Origin of the sequence: Microbulbifer salipaludis, from assembly GCF_017303155.1 — a bacterium.
Classification (GTDB): domain Bacteria; phylum Pseudomonadota; class Gammaproteobacteria; order Pseudomonadales; family Cellvibrionaceae; genus Microbulbifer; species Microbulbifer salipaludis.
Window position 1 is genome coordinate 773,066 of sequence record NZ_JAEKJR010000001.1, and the last position, 17,498, is coordinate 790,563.

General features: G+C 61.5%; 15 protein-coding genes. 14 read left to right on the forward strand and 1 reads right to left on the reverse strand.

Annotated elements, in window-relative coordinates; genetic code table 11:
- Positions 1–19 precede the first annotated feature (19 nt).
- A complete protein-coding gene (queG, locus tag JF535_RS03250; RefSeq protein WP_206999010.1) occupies positions 20–1,138 on the reverse strand; it encodes a tRNA epoxyqueuosine(34) reductase QueG in 1,119 nt (372 codons plus the stop codon).
- A gap of 177 nt (positions 1,139–1,315) precedes the next feature.
- On the opposite strand from queG, the gene JF535_RS03255 reads away from it, so the two are divergent.
- From JF535_RS03255 to JF535_RS03320, 14 genes are all read left to right on the forward strand, one after another.
- Positions 1,316–2,833: an NAD(P)H-hydrate dehydratase gene (locus JF535_RS03255; RefSeq protein WP_206999012.1), complete on the forward strand. Its 1,518-nt coding sequence runs from the start codon at positions 1,316–1,318 to the stop codon at positions 2,831–2,833.
- 36 nt (positions 2,834–2,869) lie between these two features.
- On the forward strand, positions 2,870–3,382 hold the full coding sequence (gene tsaE, locus JF535_RS03260) for a tRNA (adenosine(37)-N6)-threonylcarbamoyltransferase complex ATPase subunit type 1 TsaE (protein ID WP_206999023.1): 513 nt from the start codon (positions 2,870–2,872) through the stop codon (positions 3,380–3,382).
- 151 nt (positions 3,383–3,533) lie between these two features.
- Positions 3,534–4,811 (forward strand): N-acetylmuramoyl-L-alanine amidase, encoded by a 1,278-nt coding sequence (locus JF535_RS03265; RefSeq protein WP_242523671.1) that lies wholly within the window; start codon positions 3,534–3,536, stop codon positions 4,809–4,811.
- A 174-nt stretch (positions 4,812–4,985) separates the two neighbouring features.
- On the forward strand, positions 4,986–6,884 hold the full coding sequence (gene mutL / locus JF535_RS03270) for a DNA mismatch repair endonuclease MutL (protein ID WP_206999026.1): 1,899 nt from the start codon (positions 4,986–4,988) through the stop codon (positions 6,882–6,884).
- 161 nt (positions 6,885–7,045) lie between these two features.
- Positions 7,046–8,008, forward strand: coding sequence for a tRNA (adenosine(37)-N6)-dimethylallyltransferase MiaA (gene miaA, locus JF535_RS03275; protein WP_206999029.1), 963 nt, complete (start codon positions 7,046–7,048; stop codon positions 8,006–8,008).
- A gap of 179 nt (positions 8,009–8,187) precedes the next feature.
- Entirely contained in the window at positions 8,188–8,475 is a 288-nt protein-coding gene (hfq, locus tag JF535_RS03280) for an RNA chaperone Hfq (RefSeq protein WP_066960503.1), read from the forward strand.
- Positions 8,476–8,665: 190 nt separating this feature from the next.
- Positions 8,666–10,003, forward strand: coding sequence for a ribosome rescue GTPase HflX (gene hflX, locus JF535_RS03285; protein ID WP_206999037.1), 1,338 nt, complete (start codon positions 8,666–8,668; stop codon positions 10,001–10,003).
- A gap of 121 nt (positions 10,004–10,124) precedes the next feature.
- Positions 10,125–11,276 (forward strand): FtsH protease activity modulator HflK, encoded by a 1,152-nt coding sequence (gene hflK, locus JF535_RS03290; protein ID WP_206999039.1) that lies wholly within the window; start codon positions 10,125–10,127, stop codon positions 11,274–11,276.
- Between the two features lie 10 nt (positions 11,277–11,286).
- A complete protein-coding gene (gene hflC / locus JF535_RS03295; protein ID WP_206999042.1) occupies positions 11,287–12,162 on the forward strand; it encodes a protease modulator HflC in 876 nt (291 codons plus the stop codon).
- A gap of 171 nt (positions 12,163–12,333) precedes the next feature.
- Positions 12,334–12,519: a DUF2065 family protein gene (locus JF535_RS03300; RefSeq protein WP_206999044.1), complete on the forward strand. Its 186-nt coding sequence runs from the start codon at positions 12,334–12,336 to the stop codon at positions 12,517–12,519.
- Positions 12,520–12,582: 63 nt separating this feature from the next.
- The gene (locus JF535_RS03305) at positions 12,583–13,773 is read left to right on the forward strand and encodes an ATP phosphoribosyltransferase regulatory subunit (protein WP_206999046.1); all 1,191 of its coding nucleotides are present in this window, start codon (positions 12,583–12,585) and stop codon (positions 13,771–13,773) included.
- Positions 13,774–13,895: 122 nt separating this feature from the next.
- Positions 13,896–15,218, forward strand: coding sequence for an adenylosuccinate synthase (locus JF535_RS03310; protein WP_206999048.1), 1,323 nt, complete (start codon positions 13,896–13,898; stop codon positions 15,216–15,218).
- 182 nt (positions 15,219–15,400) lie between these two features.
- Positions 15,401–16,069 carry a PAQR family membrane homeostasis protein TrhA gene (trhA, locus tag JF535_RS03315; RefSeq protein WP_206999050.1) on the forward strand — a complete coding sequence of 223 codons (669 nt, stop codon included), beginning with the start codon at positions 15,401–15,403 and terminating at the stop codon, positions 16,067–16,069.
- A gap of 137 nt (positions 16,070–16,206) precedes the next feature.
- Positions 16,207–17,433 carry a lytic murein transglycosylase gene (locus tag JF535_RS03320; protein WP_206999052.1) on the forward strand — a complete coding sequence of 409 codons (1,227 nt, stop codon included), beginning with the start codon at positions 16,207–16,209 and terminating at the stop codon, positions 17,431–17,433.
- The last annotated feature ends 65 nt before the right edge of the window (positions 17,434–17,498 follow it).

The following is a 17,498-nucleotide window of genomic DNA, read 5'->3' on the forward strand; positions in this document are numbered from 1 at the left end:
GGTCTTGGTCTGCGCTGGTTTATCCCGCGGGCTTGCGCACTTTGCGCTTGCGCCGCCGCCCGCTGTGCAGGCGCGCCAGCGCCCAGTCAATGTGCTCCTGCACCAGCGGGGTTGCCGCATCCCGGGCCTGTTCCAGTGCAGCGATGATTTCCGGGGCCGGGTCGGCATTGCCCAGCGCCACCGCCAGGTTGCGCTGCCAGCGCTCGAAGCCGATGCGGCGAATCGCCGAGCCCTCGGTCTTTTTCAGGAACTCGTCTTCCGTCCACTGAAACAGCGTCACCAGTTCCCCGTTATCCAGCCCGTGGCGGGGGTGAAAATCCGCTTCCGCGGTGGGTTTGGCGAATTTATTCCACGGGCAGATGATCTGGCAGTCGTCACATCCGAATACCCGGTTGCCCATCGGCTCGCGCAGTTCCTCGGGAATCGGGCCCTGGTTCTCGATGGTCAGGTAGGAAATACAGCGACGCGCGTCCAGCATGTAGGGGCCCGCAAACGCATCGGTGGGGCACACCTTCAGGCAGGCGGTGCACGTGCCGCACTGATTCGGTTCTGCACTGGACGTGACGGGCAGAGGCAGGTTGGTGTAAATCTCACCGAGAAAAAACCAGCTGCCCGCCTGGCTGTTGATCACCATGCAGTTTTTGCCAATCCATCCCAGCCCGGCCTTTTCCGCCAGTGCCCGCTCCATTACCGGTGCACTGTCGGTAAAGGCGCGGCCGCGGCTTTGAATACCCTGCGCATCACAGTAGCGCTCGATCTGTTGCGCCAGTTGTGCCAGTCGCTTGCGGATAAGCTTGTGATAATCACGACCGTTGGCGTAGCGCGAGACATAGGCTTTGTCCGGGCTCTTCAGGATTTTTACCGGCTGCGTATCCGGTGGCAGGTAATCCAGGCGCACACTGATTACCCGCAGGGTGCCTTCTTCCAGCAGTTCCGGTCGCCAGCGTTTTTCACCGTGGGCACCCATCCACTGCATATCGCCGTTGTAGCCAGCCTGCAGCCACTGCTGCAGGCGTTCGCCGTGCTGCTCCAGGTGGCAGTCGGTAATGCCCACCTGCTGAAAGCCGAGCTCCCGCCCCCAGCGCTGAATTTGCGCGGCGAGGTCTTGCAGGGTTTGAAGGTCGGGGGTGGCGCTCATGAAAAAGGGATGACCCTGTGTGCGGCGAATCGTGGGTTGAGGCGGTATAATTGCCGGTATTTTGCCACAGTTTAAAAATTGACCACAGAACCTGAGCGCAAAAGGTGAAACTAGCCACAGGGCTTGCTCACTGCGCTTGGCCATCGTCATCGCCAACATCGGAACGCAGTAACTATCATGGACAGTCAGACCACCGCCGCCCACCCGCCTGTTTCGGCCCCGCAATCTCTCTACAGTGCGGAGGCTGTGCGCCAGCTGGATCAGCTGGTTATCAGCCAGCAGCAGATCCCCGGCCTTGCACTGATGAAGCGCGCCGGTCGCGCGGCCTATGACAGCCTGCGCAGCCGCTGGCCCGACCTGGCGGCGATCCAGGTGTTTTGTGGTGGCGGCAACAATGGCGGAGACGGCTATGTGATCGCCGGGCTTGCCGCCCAGCGACAGATTCCCGTCACCGTGTATATGGCCGTGCCCGCCGAAAAGCTGCAGGGCGAGGCGCTGGAAGCCTACCGTTTTGCCGAGCGCGAGGGTGCCACCCTGGTGTCGAGTCTGGAAGCCTTACCGCCGGTGGAGAAAAATACCGTGCTGGTGGATGCGCTACTGGGGACCGGTTTCAGTGGTTCCCTGCGGGCGCCGATGGACAGTGCCATTGAGCACATTAATGCGGCGGCAGCGCCGGTGCTGTCAGTGGACCTGCCGTCCGGCCTGCATGCGGACAGCGGCACCGCCGATAGCGGTGCGGTGGCGGCGGATGTGACCATCACGTTTATTGGTCGCAAGGCCGGCCTGTATCTGGGCCGCGGCCCCGCGCTCACCGGAGACGTGGTCTTTGACGATCTGGGTGCGGCGCCGGCTATTTACCCGCAGGTGCCGGCGTTGCTGGCGCGGCACAATGGCGACAGCCTGGAGCGCCTGTTGCCGCGCCCTGTCGACAGCTACAAAAACCAGTTTGGCCATGTGCTGGTGGTCGGCGGTGACCACGGCTTTGGTGGCGCGGCCTTGATGGCGGCAGAGGCCACCGCCCGCGCCGGCGCCGGATTGATCTCGCTCGCGTCGCGCCCGGAGCATGTGGCCGCGGTGCTGACCCGCTGCCCGGAGGTAATGGCACATCCGGTGGTGTCCGGCCAGGAGCTGGAGCCACTGCTGGAGGCGCCGGATGTGATTGCGGTTGGCCCGGGGCTGGGCAAAAGCCCGTGGAGCGAACAACTGCTGGCACGCGCCGGCCGCGCCCGGGCCAAACTGGTGCTGGATGCGGACGCGTTGAATATTCTCGCCGGCGGTCGGGTACTGGCAGGCGTGCAGCGCGACGACTGGGTGCTCACCCCGCATGTTGGCGAGGCGGCGCGCCTGTTGGGTGTGTCCACTACCGAGGTCAGTGCCGACCGCGTGGCGGCAGCGAAAGCCATTCAGCAAAAATTCAGTGGCGTCGTGATACTTAAAGGGTCCGGCACACTGATCGCCCACAGCGAGGGTGTGGAACTGATCAACAGCGGCAATCCGGGCATGGCCTCCGGCGGCATGGGTGACCTGTTGACCGGTGTGATCGCCGCGTTACTTGGGCAGGGCATGGCGCCGCCCGCGGCGGCACGGCTGGCGGTATGGCTGCACGGCGAGGCCGGCAACCGCGCGGCGCAGGATGGCCAGCGCGGCCTGCTCGCCACTGACCTGCTGCCACATATCCGCGCGCTGGTGGATTGAGAGTTTGTCCGAAGGATTTGTTCGAGGGATGTCGTTGTGAGCACACTGCCTGTGGATAAAACCCTGTATCTCGCCGACGAGGCCGCCACCGTGGCGGCTGGCGAGTCGCTGGGCAAAGCCTGTGCGGCCAGTGGCCTGAGTGCCGGCCTGGTGATTTTTCTTGGCGGCCAGCTGGGTGCCGGCAAGACCACGTTCAGCCGTGGGGTGTTGCGCGCGTTAGGTCACCGCGGTGCGGTAAAAAGTCCGACGTATACTCTGGTGGAGCCTTACGAGTTTGCCCCCGGCAGCGAAGGCGAGCGCCGGGTTTATCATTTTGATCTTTATCGCCTGGGCGATGCGGAAGAACTGGAGTATATGGGGGTGCGCGACTACTTTGGCCCGGGCAGCCTCAGTCTGGTGGAGTGGTCAGAGCGCGGCGCCGGGGTATTGCCGCCCCCGGATATGGAGCTGACCCTGCAGCTCAAGGGCGAGGGTCGTGCACTGAAACTGGTGGCGCTGAGCGAAGCGGGCGCGGCGGTACTGAAAGGGGCGGACTTCCCACGGGATTGATACACTGGGGAGAGTGGTTGGGGCCGAATGGCATAGATTCCACAGGGCAATAATAATGAGCGGAGCAAGGTTGCCAGTGCGACTGACAGCAAAATTGACTGCAACAAATTGGGACTTCAGGCTCGTCGCCCTGTTGCTGGCGGCGCTGGTTATGCTGCCGGCGGCCGTGGCCAACAGCGCAGAAGTCGAAGGGGTGCGCCTGTGGCGTGCTCCGGATCACACCCGCCTGGTGTTCGATCTTAACGGCCCCGCCGAGCACAAACTGTTCACGCTCACCAACCCGGATCGCGTGGTTATCGACGTGAGTGGCGCCAGGCTGTCCACCGGCATCGAGGATCTGCCACTGGCGGATACACCCATCGCGGGCGTGCGCCATGCGGTGCAGAACAATCGCGACCTGCGTGTGGTGCTGGACCTCAAGCAACCGGTCAATCCCCGCAGCTTCGCCCTGCGCCGCCACCAACAGCTCCCCGACCGGCTGGTAATTGACCTGCACGACCGGGGTAAGGTGGAAGAAAAAACTATCGAGCAGGTGCAGGTGGTCAGCGGCAAGCGCGATATCGTTGTTGCCATTGATGCCGGCCACGGTGGTGAGGACCCGGGCGCGCTCGGTCCCGGTGGCCTGCGCGAAAAAGACGTGGTGCTGGCCATCTCCCGCTACCTGCAAAAGTCCATCGATGCACGCCCCGGCTTTACCGCCAAACTGGTGCGCACCGGTGATTACTACATTCCCCTGCGCGATCGGGTGAAAAAAGGGCGGGAACTGCGTGCGGATCTGTTTGTGTCGATTCACGCGGATGCCTTCACCCGCAAGGATGCGCGCGGTGCCGGCGTTTATGCGGTGTCCTCGCGCGGTGCCACCAGTGAGACGGCGCGGTTTCTCGCACAGCGGGAAAACGAATCCGACCTCATCGGCGGTGCTGGCAGCCTGAGCCTCAGCGACAAGGACGACACCCTCGCCGGTGTACTGCTGGACCTGGCGATGACCGCCACCATGAATGCGAGCCTGGATATTGGCAGCAGTGTGCTCAGCTCCCTGGGCAGTTTCACCCACCTGCACAAAAAGAAAGTCGAGCAGGCGAACTTCTCCGTATTGCGCAATCCGGATGTGCCCTCGATTCTGGTAGAGACCGGCTTTATCACCAATCCTCAGGAAGCCCGTCGCCTGCGCGACCCGTCGTTCCAGAAGCGCATGGCGGAGAAGCTCGGCGACGGTATCGCCGCCCACTTCACCGCCCGCCCACCGGCGGATAGCTGGCTTGCAGCCAATGCCAATCGTATCGACCGCAAGCATCGAATCTTGCGGGGTGATACCCTGTCCGGCATCGCCGCCCGCTACAACATCTCGGTGGCCGACCTGAAGCGGGCCAACGGCATGCGCACCACGATGATCCGGGTGGGTCAGACGCTGACTATCCCGTCTAGTTGAGTGTCGTGGTTCCGCACTGCGGCAGCGGAGGTCGTTTTACCTTCGGTGGCGGCAGGCTACTGGGAATGGCTTTTCAAAACCGCTACCCGGTGCTCCTGCGCCACAACAATTCACTAGAACTCCGAAAGCGTGGCCCCGGAATAGCTCCGGGCCAGCGGTAAGTACAAGACCCCGATGCCAGAAAATATCCAGCTACTTTCCCCAAGACTCGCCAACCAGATCGCCGCCGGTGAGGTGGTTGAGCGTCCGGCTTCCGTGATCAAGGAGTTGCTGGAAAACAGCCTCGATGCCGGAGCTACACGGCTGGAAGTCGACCTGGACGCTGGTGGGGTGAAGCGCATCATGGTGCGCGACAATGGCAAGGGCATCGAAAAGGATGACCTGCACCTGGCCCTCGCCCGTCACGCCACCTCGAAAATTCACGCACTCGAAGATCTCGAAGCGGTTGCCACCCTCGGCTTTCGCGGCGAGGCCTTGGCCAGTATTTCCTCTGTGGCCCGCCTCACGCTGACCAGCAGCCGCGATGACTCCGGCAAGGGCTGGGTGGTATCTGCCGAGGGGCGCGAAATGGAAACCCAGCTTGCGCCTGCCGCCCATCCCCGTGGCACCACGGTGGAGGTGCGGGACCTGTTCTTTAACACCCCCGCGCGCCGGAAATTCCTGCGTACCGAAAAGACCGAATTCAATCGCGTCGATGAAACCATCAAGCGCCTTGCCCTGTCGCGGTTCGACGTGTCGATCAGTCTGCGCCACAACGGCAAAGGTGTGCACAACCTGCGCGGTGGCACCAGTCGCGCAGAAATGGAGCGGCGTGTGGCCCAGTTGTGTGGGCCGGCGTTTATGCAAAATGCGCTGCATATCGAAATGGAGCGCAATGGCTTGCGCTTGTGGGGGTGGGTGGCGGAGCCCGCGTTTTCCCGCTCCCAGGCTGACCTGCAGTTTTTCTACGTCAACGGCCGCGCGATCCGCGACCGTGTGGTGAGCCACGCAGTGCGGCGCGCCTTCGCCGATGTGCTGTATCACGGCCGGCATCCGGCCTTTGTGCTGTACCTGGAGCTGGATCCGGCCTCGGTGGATGTGAATGTGCACCCCACCAAACACGAGGTGCGCTTCCGCGACAGCCGCCTGGTGCACGACTTCCTGTTTGGTTCCCTGCACCGCGCCCTGGCCGATGTGCGCCCGGGTCAGAATGACGAGCACGAAGCGGTTTCGCCGCAGATCTCCGGGGTAGCCGCCGGCGAATTTGCCGGGCAGGAGCGAATGGCGCTGGCCTCGGCGCCGTCGCCCTCGACGTCCGCGCCATCCGCGGGGTTTGCCGGTCAGGGATTTGGTACAGCGTCCTCTCCGCAACGCATCCAGCAGCAGATGCAGGGCTATGGTGCACTGCACCAGCCCCATAGCGGCGGTGTGCAGGAGGCGCCTGCGGGTGCCGTGGCGACGCCACTGGCGGGCGGGCAGCCGTCGATGCCGGCGGAAGCGGACAGCGAGGCGCCACCGCTGGGGTTTGCCGTGGCCCAGCTGCACGGTATCTATATTCTTTCCCAGAACCAGCACGGCATGGTGGTGGTGGATATGCACGCGGCACATGAGCGTATCGTGTACGAAAATATGAAAGCCGCCCACGCCGCCGGTGGCATTCAGGCGCAGCCGTTGCTGGTGCCGGTCAGTCTGGCAGTCAGTGAACGCGAGGCGGACTGTTTCGAAGAGCGTGAGGAAGTGTTCACTTCCCTCGGCTTTGTGTTGCAGCGCGCCGGGCCGGAAACCCTGATGGTGCGGCAGGTGCCCAGCATGCTGCACGGTGCACCGGTGGAGCAGCTGGTGCGGGATGTGCTGTCGGACCTGCTGGCAGAGGGCAGCAGCGATCGCATTGGCAACCAGATCAATGAGATCCTTTCCACCATGGCCTGTCACGGTTCCGTGCGCGCCAATCGCAAGCTGACCATCCCGGAGATGAATGCATTGTTGCGGGATATGGAGCGCACCGAACGCAGCGGGCAGTGCAACCACGGTCGGCCCACCTGGACCCAGGTGAAACTGTCCGATATGGATAAGTGGTTTATGCGCGGCCAATAATGGACGCCTTCATAAACCTACTGCGCGGATGCCTGGCGGCGTCCGGCGGTACTGGTGCGCCAGCCCGGTCGAATGCTCATGTATAGCGAATACATTCCGCTGCCTGCGTTCCGGCGGCCACCACCAGGCACCCGCTCGCTACGGTTTCTAAAGGCGTCCAAATGCAAATAAACCCCGCGCGCCCCCGCGCTATCTTTCTGATGGGGCCCACTGCCTCGGGCAAGACCGACCTGGCGATGGCGATCAGCGACCACTTGCCGGTGGAGTTGATCAGCGTGGATTCGGCGCTGGTGTACCGCGGCCTGGATATCGGCTCGGCAAAGCCGACACCGGAGGAGCTCGCCAGATACCCCCATCACCTGATCGATATCTGCGATCCGGCGGAAAGCTACTCCGCAGGCCGCTTTCGCCAGGACGCCCTGAAGGTAATGGCCGAGATCAGCGGGCGCGGAAAGATTCCGCTGCTGGTGGGCGGAACCATGTTGTATTTCAAGGCTCTATTGCAGGGCATGGCAGAGATGCCTCAGGCGGACCCGGCGTTTCGCGCGGCCATTGAGGCGCGCGCAGAAAAAGAAGGCTGGCCAGCACTGCATGCCGAACTGGCACAAGTAGACCCGGCAATGGCAGCAGAGCTGCACCCCAATCACTCGGTGCGTATCGAGCGGGCGCTGGAGGTTTACCACCTGTCGGGCAAGACCATGACCGAACTCCGGGCCGCGCAGCAGAGCGATTCTCTGCACACCCAATACGCAATTCAGCAGTTGGCGATCGTGCCCACAGACCGGTCCCTATTGCACAAGCGCATCGCCCTGCGTTTCGAGCGCATGCTGGAAAATGGGTTTATCGAGGAAGTGCAGGCGCTGCGCGCCCGCGGTGACCTGCACCGTGATCTGCCGGCGATCCGCGCGGTGGGATACCGGCAGGTGTGGGAGTATCTCGACGGTGAGATGGATTACCCGCAGATGGTCGAGGCGGGCATTGCCGCCACGCGCCAGTTGGCCAAACGTCAGCTCACCTGGTTGCGACGGTGGCCGGACCTGCAGTGCATCGATGCACAGCAGTCTGGCGGCAAAGTGCGCAAAATTGACGAAATGTTGGCAGAGGCCTTGAAATTTCTCGGTTGAGCAGCCATAACGTGAGTGGGCTGGTGTATCCAGCCCTGTTCAGTCAGTTATTCACAGAGCCTGTTCAATTTTGGCTCTTTTTTATACGCCGCATCACCATGGCCGTTTTTTAGTCCGCGGGTTTCGCGGGCGCGATCGTGCGTCATCTGGCGACTTATCTTTTGGCAAGGAGAAAAAAGATGTCAAAAGGGCACAGCTTACAAGACCCTTACCTGAATGTTCTGCGTAAAGAGCGAATCCCGGTTTCCATCTATCTGGTGAACGGCATCAAACTGCAGGGCCAGATCGAATCCTTCGACCAGTTCGTGGTGCTGTTGAAAAACACCGTGAGCCAGATGGTCTACAAACACGCTATTTCCACCGTTGTACCCTCGCGCGCTGTTCGTGTACCGCTGATGAACCCGGCCGGACAGGGTGGTGAAGGCGCCGCTCCGGAAGGTGGCGAGCGCGATACCTTCGGCGGCTAGCCGTTGGTTTGACGGTACCTCGCTGCGTATTGTCCCCGCTGTTTGCCCCGGGTTTCTGGTGTAATAAGCGTGGCGATGGGTTTGCGAAGCCGTTGTACAAAGCAGTAATTAACAGCGCCCCGGTTCGTCCGGGGCGTCTGTTGTTCGGCGCCAGCCAATGGCGCACCTATTGAGCCCAAGAGAATAATCCTTGTTTTTTGATCGCCCGGAATCCGGTGAGCTGGCTGTGCTGGTACACCTGGAACTCTCCGCCATCGACAGTCCCGACGACCCGCGGGAATTTGAAGAACTGGCGCTATCCGCCGGTGCCGACCCGGTGGCCTTTATCTTTGGCCAGCGCGCCACACCGGATCCCAAGACATTTGTCGGTCGCGGCAAACTGGAAGAAATACAGGAGACCGTGACCAAGCACGGCGCGGAACTGGTGATTTTTGATCACACCCTGTCGCCCAGCCAGGAGCGCAACATCGAGCGCGAACTCAAGTGCCGGGTGCTGGACCGCACCGGCCTGATTCTGGATATCTTTGCCCAGCGGGCGCGTACCCATGAAGGTAAGCTGCAGGTAGAGCTGGCCCAGTTGCGGCACATGTCCACCCGCCTGGTGCGAGGCTGGACCCACCTCGAGCGCCAGAAAGGCGGTATTGGCCTGCGCGGCCCCGGTGAGACCCAGCTGGAAACCGACCGCCGTTTGCTGCGTGCGCGTATCGACTCCATTGAAAAGCGTCTCGACAAAGTGCGGCGTCAGCGTGAGCAGGGGCGTCGCGCACGTTCCCGTGCCGAGGTGGCGACGGTTTCGCTGGTGGGTTATACCAATGCCGGCAAGTCTACCCTGTTCAATCGCATCACCAGTGCTGACGTCTATGTGCGCGATCAGTTGTTCGCCACACTCGATCCCACCATGCGCCGGGTAGAGCTGCCCAATGTGGGCGCAATGATTCTGGCGGACACCGTGGGCTTCGTTTCCCACTTGCCGCACCGCCTGGTGGAAGCCTTCCGCGCGACGCTGGAGGAGGCGGCCAATGCCACGCTACTGCTGCATGTGGTGGATGCGGCGGCAGAAAATCGTCTGCACCTGATTGAAGAGGTGCAGGCAGTACTCGAAGAAATTGGCGCGGCGGATTTGCCTCATCTGCTGGTGTACAACAAACTGGATTTGCTGGCCGACGCCGAACCGCGTATCGACCGGGATGATCAGGGCGTGCCGCGCGCGGTGTGGTTGTCCGCAGCCACCGGTGCGGGGTGTGAGTTGCTGGTGGAGGCCATCGCCGAACGACTTGGCCAGCAGATGGTGAGCGGCGCGGTAGTGATTCCTCCGCAGCACGCGCGCTTGCGGGCTCAGCTGTTTGAAGGCAATGCGGTGCAGGAAGAAAATTATCGCGACAACGGCGACATTGAATTGAAAATATTGTTGCCGCGGGCGGAGTTACAGCGGCTGATGGCGCCGTTTCGCGAGGTGGGGAATCCGCCGCAGTGGCTACCGGAAAACCCCGATGCCGAGCCCAAACCGGAAGACTGGGAAACCGAGTGAGCGGTGTCACCGTATAAGCAAGGGTAAAGTTTACAGCGCTGGGCGCGGATACTTGATGGCAATCAATGCTAGAATTTCGCGACAGCTAACGATCAATAAGTTGAAGAGTTGGAGTAAATAAATGGCCTGGAACGAACCGGGTGGTAATAACAAAGACCCCTGGGGTGGTGGTAATCGCAACAACGATGGCCCGCCCGATCTCGACGAACTGCTGCGCAAAATGCAGCAAAAGCTGAACGGCCTGTTTGGTGGTAAGCCATCGGACGCTGGTGACGGGCGCCCTGGTGGCGGCAGTTTCCCCTGGTCGCTGGTGATGATCGTACTGGCCGTAGTGTACGGCCTGTGGGGCTTCTATCAGGTGGATGCCAACGAATCTGCGGTGGTTCTGCGCCTGGGTAAATACCACAACACCGTAAATTCCGGTCTGCACTGGAATCCGCCGCTGATCGATCACGTCACCAAGGTGAACATGACCGAGGTGCGTACCGAGCGCACCACCGGCCAGATGCTCACCGAGGACGCCAGTATCGTCGACGTGGTGCTGCAGGTGCAGTGGCATATCGACAATGCCGAATCGTTTGTGCTGCGTGTGCGCGACCCGCTGAAGAGTCTGCAGGAGGCCACTGACAGTGCCCTGCGCCACATCGTGGGCTCGCAGACCCTGAACGGGGTTATCTCCCAGAATCGTACCCAGGTTGCTGCCGATACCCAGGTGCGCCTGCAGGAGTACCTCGACCTGTACCAAACCGGTATTCGGGTCGATGTGGTCAACCTCACCGACGCCAAGGCACCGCGTGAAGTGCAGGACGCCTTCGATGACGTGGTGCGAGCCCGTGAGGACGAGGTGCGCTTGCAGAACGAAGCCCAGGCCTATGCCAACCAGGTCATCCCGGTGGCGCGCGGTCAGGCTCAGCGCATGATTGAAGAGGCGGAAGCCTACAAATCCCGGGTTGTCGAAAGTGCTCGCGGTGAGGCGGCACGTTTCACCGCACTCCTGGCGGAGTTCCAGCAGGCACCGGAAGTCACCCGCGAGCGGATGTACCTGGATGCCATGCAGGAAGTGATGAGCAACACGTCCAAAGTCATGGTGGATGTCGAGGGTGGCAACAACATGATGTACCTGCCCCTGGACAAGCTGACCGGAGGTGCGTCCGGTGGCGCCAGCCAGCGCACACAGGTGACTCCGCAGGTGGTCGACGAGATTTCCCAGCGGGTGATGAACCAGATTCGCACCGAAGTGAATAACGCTCGCCGCAGCCGCGAAGTGCGATAAGGGGGTTGCTATGAACAACAACAAATCACTATTTGTCATTGCCCTGATACTGCTGGGCCTGCTGGCGTTGTCTGCCAGTGCCTTCGTTGTGAAGGAAACCGAGAAGGCGGTGCTGGTGCGCTTCGGTGAAGTGGTGCGTACCGACTACGAGCCCGGGCTGTATTTCAAAATTCCGCTGGTGCACGAGCTGCGCAAGTTCGACGCCCGTATCCAGACGGTGGACTCGCAGCCGGTGCGGATGCTGAACAGCGAAAACAAGTTCATGATGGTGGACTCTTACGCCAAGTTCCGGATTGTTGATGTGGGCCGTTTCTATGTGGCGACTCGCGGTGACGAGCGCAACGCAGTGCGCCTGCTGGCGGAGCAGATCAACAACCTGCTGCGGAACCAGTTTGGTGTGCGTGACCTGCACGAGGTGGTGAGTGGTCAGCGCGACGAGCTGATGGCGGAGATCACCGAGAACCTGAACAAAACGGCGCAAACGGACCTGGGCGTGGAAATTGTCGATGTGCGCGTCAAGCGTATCGATCTGCCACCGGAAGTTTCCGAATCGGTGTTCCAGCGGATGCGAGCGGGTCGTGAGCTGGAGGCGCGGGATCACCGCGCCAAAGGTCAGGAAGCCAGTGAACGCATTCGTGCCAATGCCGACCGCCAGAAGGTGGTGATCGAGTCCGAGGCTTACCGCAAGGCAGAAGAGTTGCGCGGTGACGGTGATGCGGAAGCGGCCAAGATCTATGCCCAGGCGTTCAGCAAGGACCCGGAGTTCTATCGCTTCTCCCGCAGCCTGACCGCCTACAAAGAATCCTTCAAAAGCAAGAGCGACATGCTGCTGGTGGACCCGGACAGCGACTTCTTCCGCTACCTCAAGGATTCTCAGGGCAAGTAAGCAGTTGCCCAGAAGCCACATTGATCGCGGTTTGGTTACAACTGGCCACAGCGCGATCAAATGGTGGTAAAATCCCCAAAACCGGGCCGGCGCCCGGTTTTTTTGTGCCGGCCCCTTTTTATTGAACCTGTTGTAGAACCTCTAAGCCAAAGCGCGACTGGAGCTGTCACTGTGTGGGACGAGCTGGTCCGGGCCCTGGGCCTGGTACTGATCATCGAAGGTGTATTGCCTTTTCTCTACCCCCGGCGCTGGCGCGCACTGGTGCAGCAGCTGGCATCTGTGGATAATCGCAGCCTGCGCACGGCGGGGCTGGTCTCCATGCTCGCCGGCACGGCCCTGCTGATGCTCTTTGGCTGATCTACAGGTCTGAGGTTCTCCCGGTCGCGAAGGCCACACTGTTAACTGTCGAATACCCACATCATGACCCAAGCCGAACGCTGGATGCTACCGGATGGCATCGCCGAGATTTTGCCTGCCGACGCCAAGCGGGTGGAAACCCTGCGCCGAAACCTGCTGGACCTCTATCACCGCTGGGGATATGAGCTGATTATTCCGCCGATGGTGGAGTTTGCCGACTCCCTGCTGATTGGTATGGGGCGCGATGTGGACCTGAGTACCTTCCGGGTGACTGACCAGTTGTCCGGCCGCAGCCTGGGGATTCGCGCGGACATTACCCCGCAGGCGGCGCGTATCGACAGCCACAGTTTCCCCCGCAGTGGCGCTAATCGCCTGTGCTACGCGGGACAGGTGCTCTACACTCGCCCGCGAGCGCCCATGGGGCCGCGCGCGCCGATCCAGATTGGCGCGGAGTTGTACGGTGTCGAAAGCCTGCAGGGCGACATCGAGGTCATCAGCCTGATGATCGAAACCCTGCGTGCTGCGGGTATTCGCGAAATCCACCTGGACCTTGGGCATGTGGCGATTTTCCGCAGCCTTGCCCGGGCCGCCGAGCTGGACGAGCAGCAAAAGAGCGCGTTGATTGCCTTGCTGCAAAGCAAAGCCGTGGCGGATATCGAGCGTTGGGTAGACGACAATATTACTTCCGCGGATGCCGCCAACTGGCTGCGCGGCCTGCCGCGCCTGGCCGGTGGCAGCGAGTGTCTGGCGCGGGCCAAAGAGCTGTTTGGCAACGGCCCGGACGCGCTGAAAAGTGCACTGGACGAACTGCAGAAAGTTGCCGACGCGGTTGCGCGTCGTTACCCGCAGGTGACGCTGTTTTTCGACCTCAGCGAAATGCGCGGCTACGACTATGAGACCGGGCTGGTGTTTGCCGCCTACTCCCCTGGCCACGGCCAGGCACTGGCCAACGGCGGCCGCTACAACGGCATCGGTGCCGTATTCGGCCGCGACCGCGCGGCCACCGGCTTCAGTACCGATCTGGCGGCGATCAATGCACTGGGTGCCAACGGTGAACGGGAGGCCGGGGCGATTCTGGCTCCCGCCAGCGATTGTGAACAGCTGTGGCAGACCGCCGAGTCCCTGCGCGCTGCGGGTGAAGTGGTGATCAGCCTGATGGGCGACGCCGGCAGCGATGATAGCGAGACCCTGAGCCGCTGCGACCGCGAACTGGTGAAGGAAGGCGCCGGCTGGGTGGTGAAGTCCCGCTCGTAAACCCTAAGCTTTGCTATTGGCCTCTGGCCAACGGCAGCACGTTGATTTTCAGGCCGCACGACGGGCGCGGCCGACACATCTTTCCGCCCGTCTTTTGAACTGACGACACGAGATTTACGCACATGGGCAAGAATGTAGTGGTGCTGGGCACCCAGTGGGGCGACGAAGGCAAGGGCAAGATCGTTGATCTGCTGACCGAGAAAGTCGCACTGGTGGTCCGCTTTCAGGGCGGCCACAACGCCGGCCACACTCTGGTGATCAACGGTGAAAAGACCGTGCTGCACCTGATTCCTTCCGGCGTGCTGCGCCCGGACGTGACCTGCCTGATCGGCAATGGCGTGGTTCTGTCCCCGGAAGCCCTGCAGAAAGAGATGGGCGAGTTGGAAGCTGCCGGTGTCCCCGTGCGCAAGCGTTTGCGCCTGTCGCCGGCGTGCCCGCTGATCCTGCCCGTGCATGTGGCGCTGGACCAGGCCCGTGAAAAGGCCCGTGGCGCCAAGGCGATTGGCACCACCGGTCGCGGGATTGGCCCCGCTTACGAAGACAAGGTCGCGCGCCGCGGTCTGCGCCTGGGCGACCTGTGTGACTGGGACAACTTCTGTGCCCAGCTCAAAGAGCTGCTGGAATACCACAATTTCGCCCTGACCCAGTACTACAAGGTCGACCCGGTGAGCTACGAGGAAACCATCAAGCTCGCGGAAACCTGGCGCGACGAGCTGATGCCGATGATCGCCGATGTGGCCGACATGCTGCACACCGCCCGTGAGAATGGCGAACACATCCTGTTCGAGGGCGCCCAGGGCTCCCTGCTGGATATCGACCACGGCACCTATCCCTATGTGACTTCCTCCAATACCACTGCTGGTGGCACCGCCACCGGCTCCGGTTTTGGCCCTCTGTACCTGGATTACGTGCTTGGCATTACCAAGGCGTATACCACCCGTGTGGGCAGTGGACCCTTCCCCACCGAGCTGGACTGTGAGGTAGGCCGCCACCTGGGTGAGAAAGGCCACGAGTTTGGTGCCACTACCGGTCGCCAGCGCCGCACCGGCTGGTTCGACGCCGTTGCCGTGCGCCACGCCATCCGTATCAACAGTATTTCCGGCCTGTGCCTGACCAAGCTGGATGTGCTGGATGGCCTGGAAGAAGTGAAGATCTGTGTGGGTTACAAAAATGCCGCCGGCGAAGATATGCCGGTGCCGTTCGATGCAGCTGGCTGGGAAAGCGCGCAGCCGGTGTACGAATCCATGCCTGGCTGGAGCGAGACCACCTTTGGTGTGTGCCGCGAGAAGGAGCTGCCACAGGCCGCGCGGGACTACATCGCGCGTATCGAAGAGCTGGTCGGTGCGCCCATCGATATCATCTCCACCGGCCCGGATCGGGTGCAGACCATCGTGCGTGAATCGTCCGCCCTGTGTGAGATGGGTATCCACAACGCGAGCATCTGATCGCCCCTGTCCCTTCCCCTCCTGTTGAGGCCGGCGATACCCGCCGGTCTCAAACTTCGCTTGCGTCGCAGGCGGCAAATCCCGATGATGGACTGTAATTAAAGTTTCAGTCACATTTTTCTGTCATTCTGGTCATCGATCGCTCAAAGGATCGATGCAGGTTCGCAGAACGGGTAAGCGCCATGTCCAATAGTCTGACCGCCCAGGTCACCAGCCGTTACAGCTTTGGGGAAGAGATCGCCAATAGCGTCATCCACGGTGTGGGTGCACTACTTGCCATCGCCGGCCTCGGCGTATTGTGCAGTTTTGCCGCTCTGCGCGGGGATGTCTGGCACATTGTCAGCAGCAGCATTTACGCCGCGACGCTGATTCTGTGCTTCTCCGCGTCCACCCTGTATCACAGCATCACCCATGTCTCTGCCAAGCAGATACTGCGCACACTGGACCACTCCTCCATATTCCTGCTGATCGCCGGTACTTACACCCCGTTTACCCTGGTCACCCTGCGCGGCCCCTGGGGCTGGTGGCTGTTCGGGATTATCTGGGGGCTGGCGTTGGTGGGCCTCATCATCCAGTTCACACCGCTGAAGAAGATCCGTGCGCTGTCGATCACGCTCAGTGCGCTGATGGGCTGGGTGGTGATTGCGGCAATCAAGCCGCTAATGGATAACCTGGCGTCCGGCGGTCTGTTGCTGCTGGTACTCGGTGGCCTGTGTTACACCGGCGGTATCGCGTTTTATCTGTGGCGCAGCCTGCGTTATCACCATGCCATCTGGCACCTGTTTGTTCTGGCGGGCGGCGTGCTGCACTTCTTTGCGGTGCTGTTTTACGTGATTCCGGCGGCGAGCTGAGAACGGCACAGCCTTCTCTGCTTGGTTGAAAAGAGTGTCGGGCCGGTCACAGCCTGAGTGACTGGCGGCATTCCTCCCTTTCCGTTACCGGTCTTCCGTTCTACCCTTGAGCGAGCGTGTTTTGCCAAGGAGTCGTTATGGGCCAGGTTGCCTCTGTAGCGGTGCGTCGCACCGGTTTTATTTCCATTCTATTTTCTTTCCTGTGTGCGCTACCGCTGGTGGCGGGCGCTGCCGCGGACCCGGGTTTCGAAAAGTGGAAGAAAGAGTTCCGCAAAACGGCGATGAAGGAGGGGATCACCGCAGAAACCTTTGACCGCGCCTTCAAGGGCATTGATTCGCCGGATCAGTGGGTGCTGGACAAGGCGAGTTATCAGCCTGAATTCAAAGCACCGGCGTGGCAGTATTTTGACAATCGCATCACCAAATTCGCGGTGCAGCGTGGTCGTGCCAAGAAGCAGGAGCTGAAGCCGTGGCTCGACAAGATTGAAAAGCGGTCCGGCGTCAATCCAAACATCCTGCTGGCGATCTGGTCGATGGAGTCGAGCTTTGGCGCGATTCTGGATAATCAGACGGTCATGCGCAGTGTGGTGCGCTCGCTCGCCACACTGGCTTATGCGGACCCCAAGCGTAAAAAGTTCGGCCGCAGCCAGTTACTGGCGGCGCTGAAGATCCTGCAAAGTGGTGACATCGATGAGAGTCACCTCACCGGCTCCTGGGCGGGGGCCATGGGGCACACCCAGTTTATCCCCACCAGTTACCAGGCCTACGCGGTGGATATGGACGGAGACGGCAAGCGCGATATCTGGAGCTCGGTACCGGATGCGCTGGCAACCGCGGCGAATCTGCTGGACAAAAATGGTTGGGTCACCGGCCAGACCTGGGGTTACGAGGTGACCATTCCGGAGCGCAAGCTGCCGGCGGGCAAGCTGAAAATATCGGAATGGGAAAAACTCGGGGTCAAGCGCGTGCGCGGCCAGGAGTTCCCGCGCCCGGATGATATGGCAGAGCTCAAGGTGCCGGCGGGTCGCAAGGGCCCGGCGTTTCTGATGCTGAAGAATTTCTTCGTCATCAAGCGCTACAACAATTCGGATCGCTACGCAGCGGCGGTGGGTATTCTTGCGGACCAGATTGGCGGCGCCAAGCCGCTGACCAAAGACTGGAAGCGGCCGTTTACCAAGCTGGATCACGATGAGGTGATCGAGCTGCAAACCAAGCTGAAAGAGAAGGGCTATTACGACGGCGAGATCGACGGCAAGGCCGGTGGTGGCACGCGCAAGGCGATTCTCAAGTTTGAGGAAGAAGCGGGCGTTGAATTGCAGGGTTTCCCGAGCAAGGAAGTGCTTGAACTCCTGCGCAAGCAATAAGATCGCCGCTGTGCTGCTTAGGGTGCCTTGTTCCGCCTGCTATGGCGGGCGGGCGCCCGCCCTGC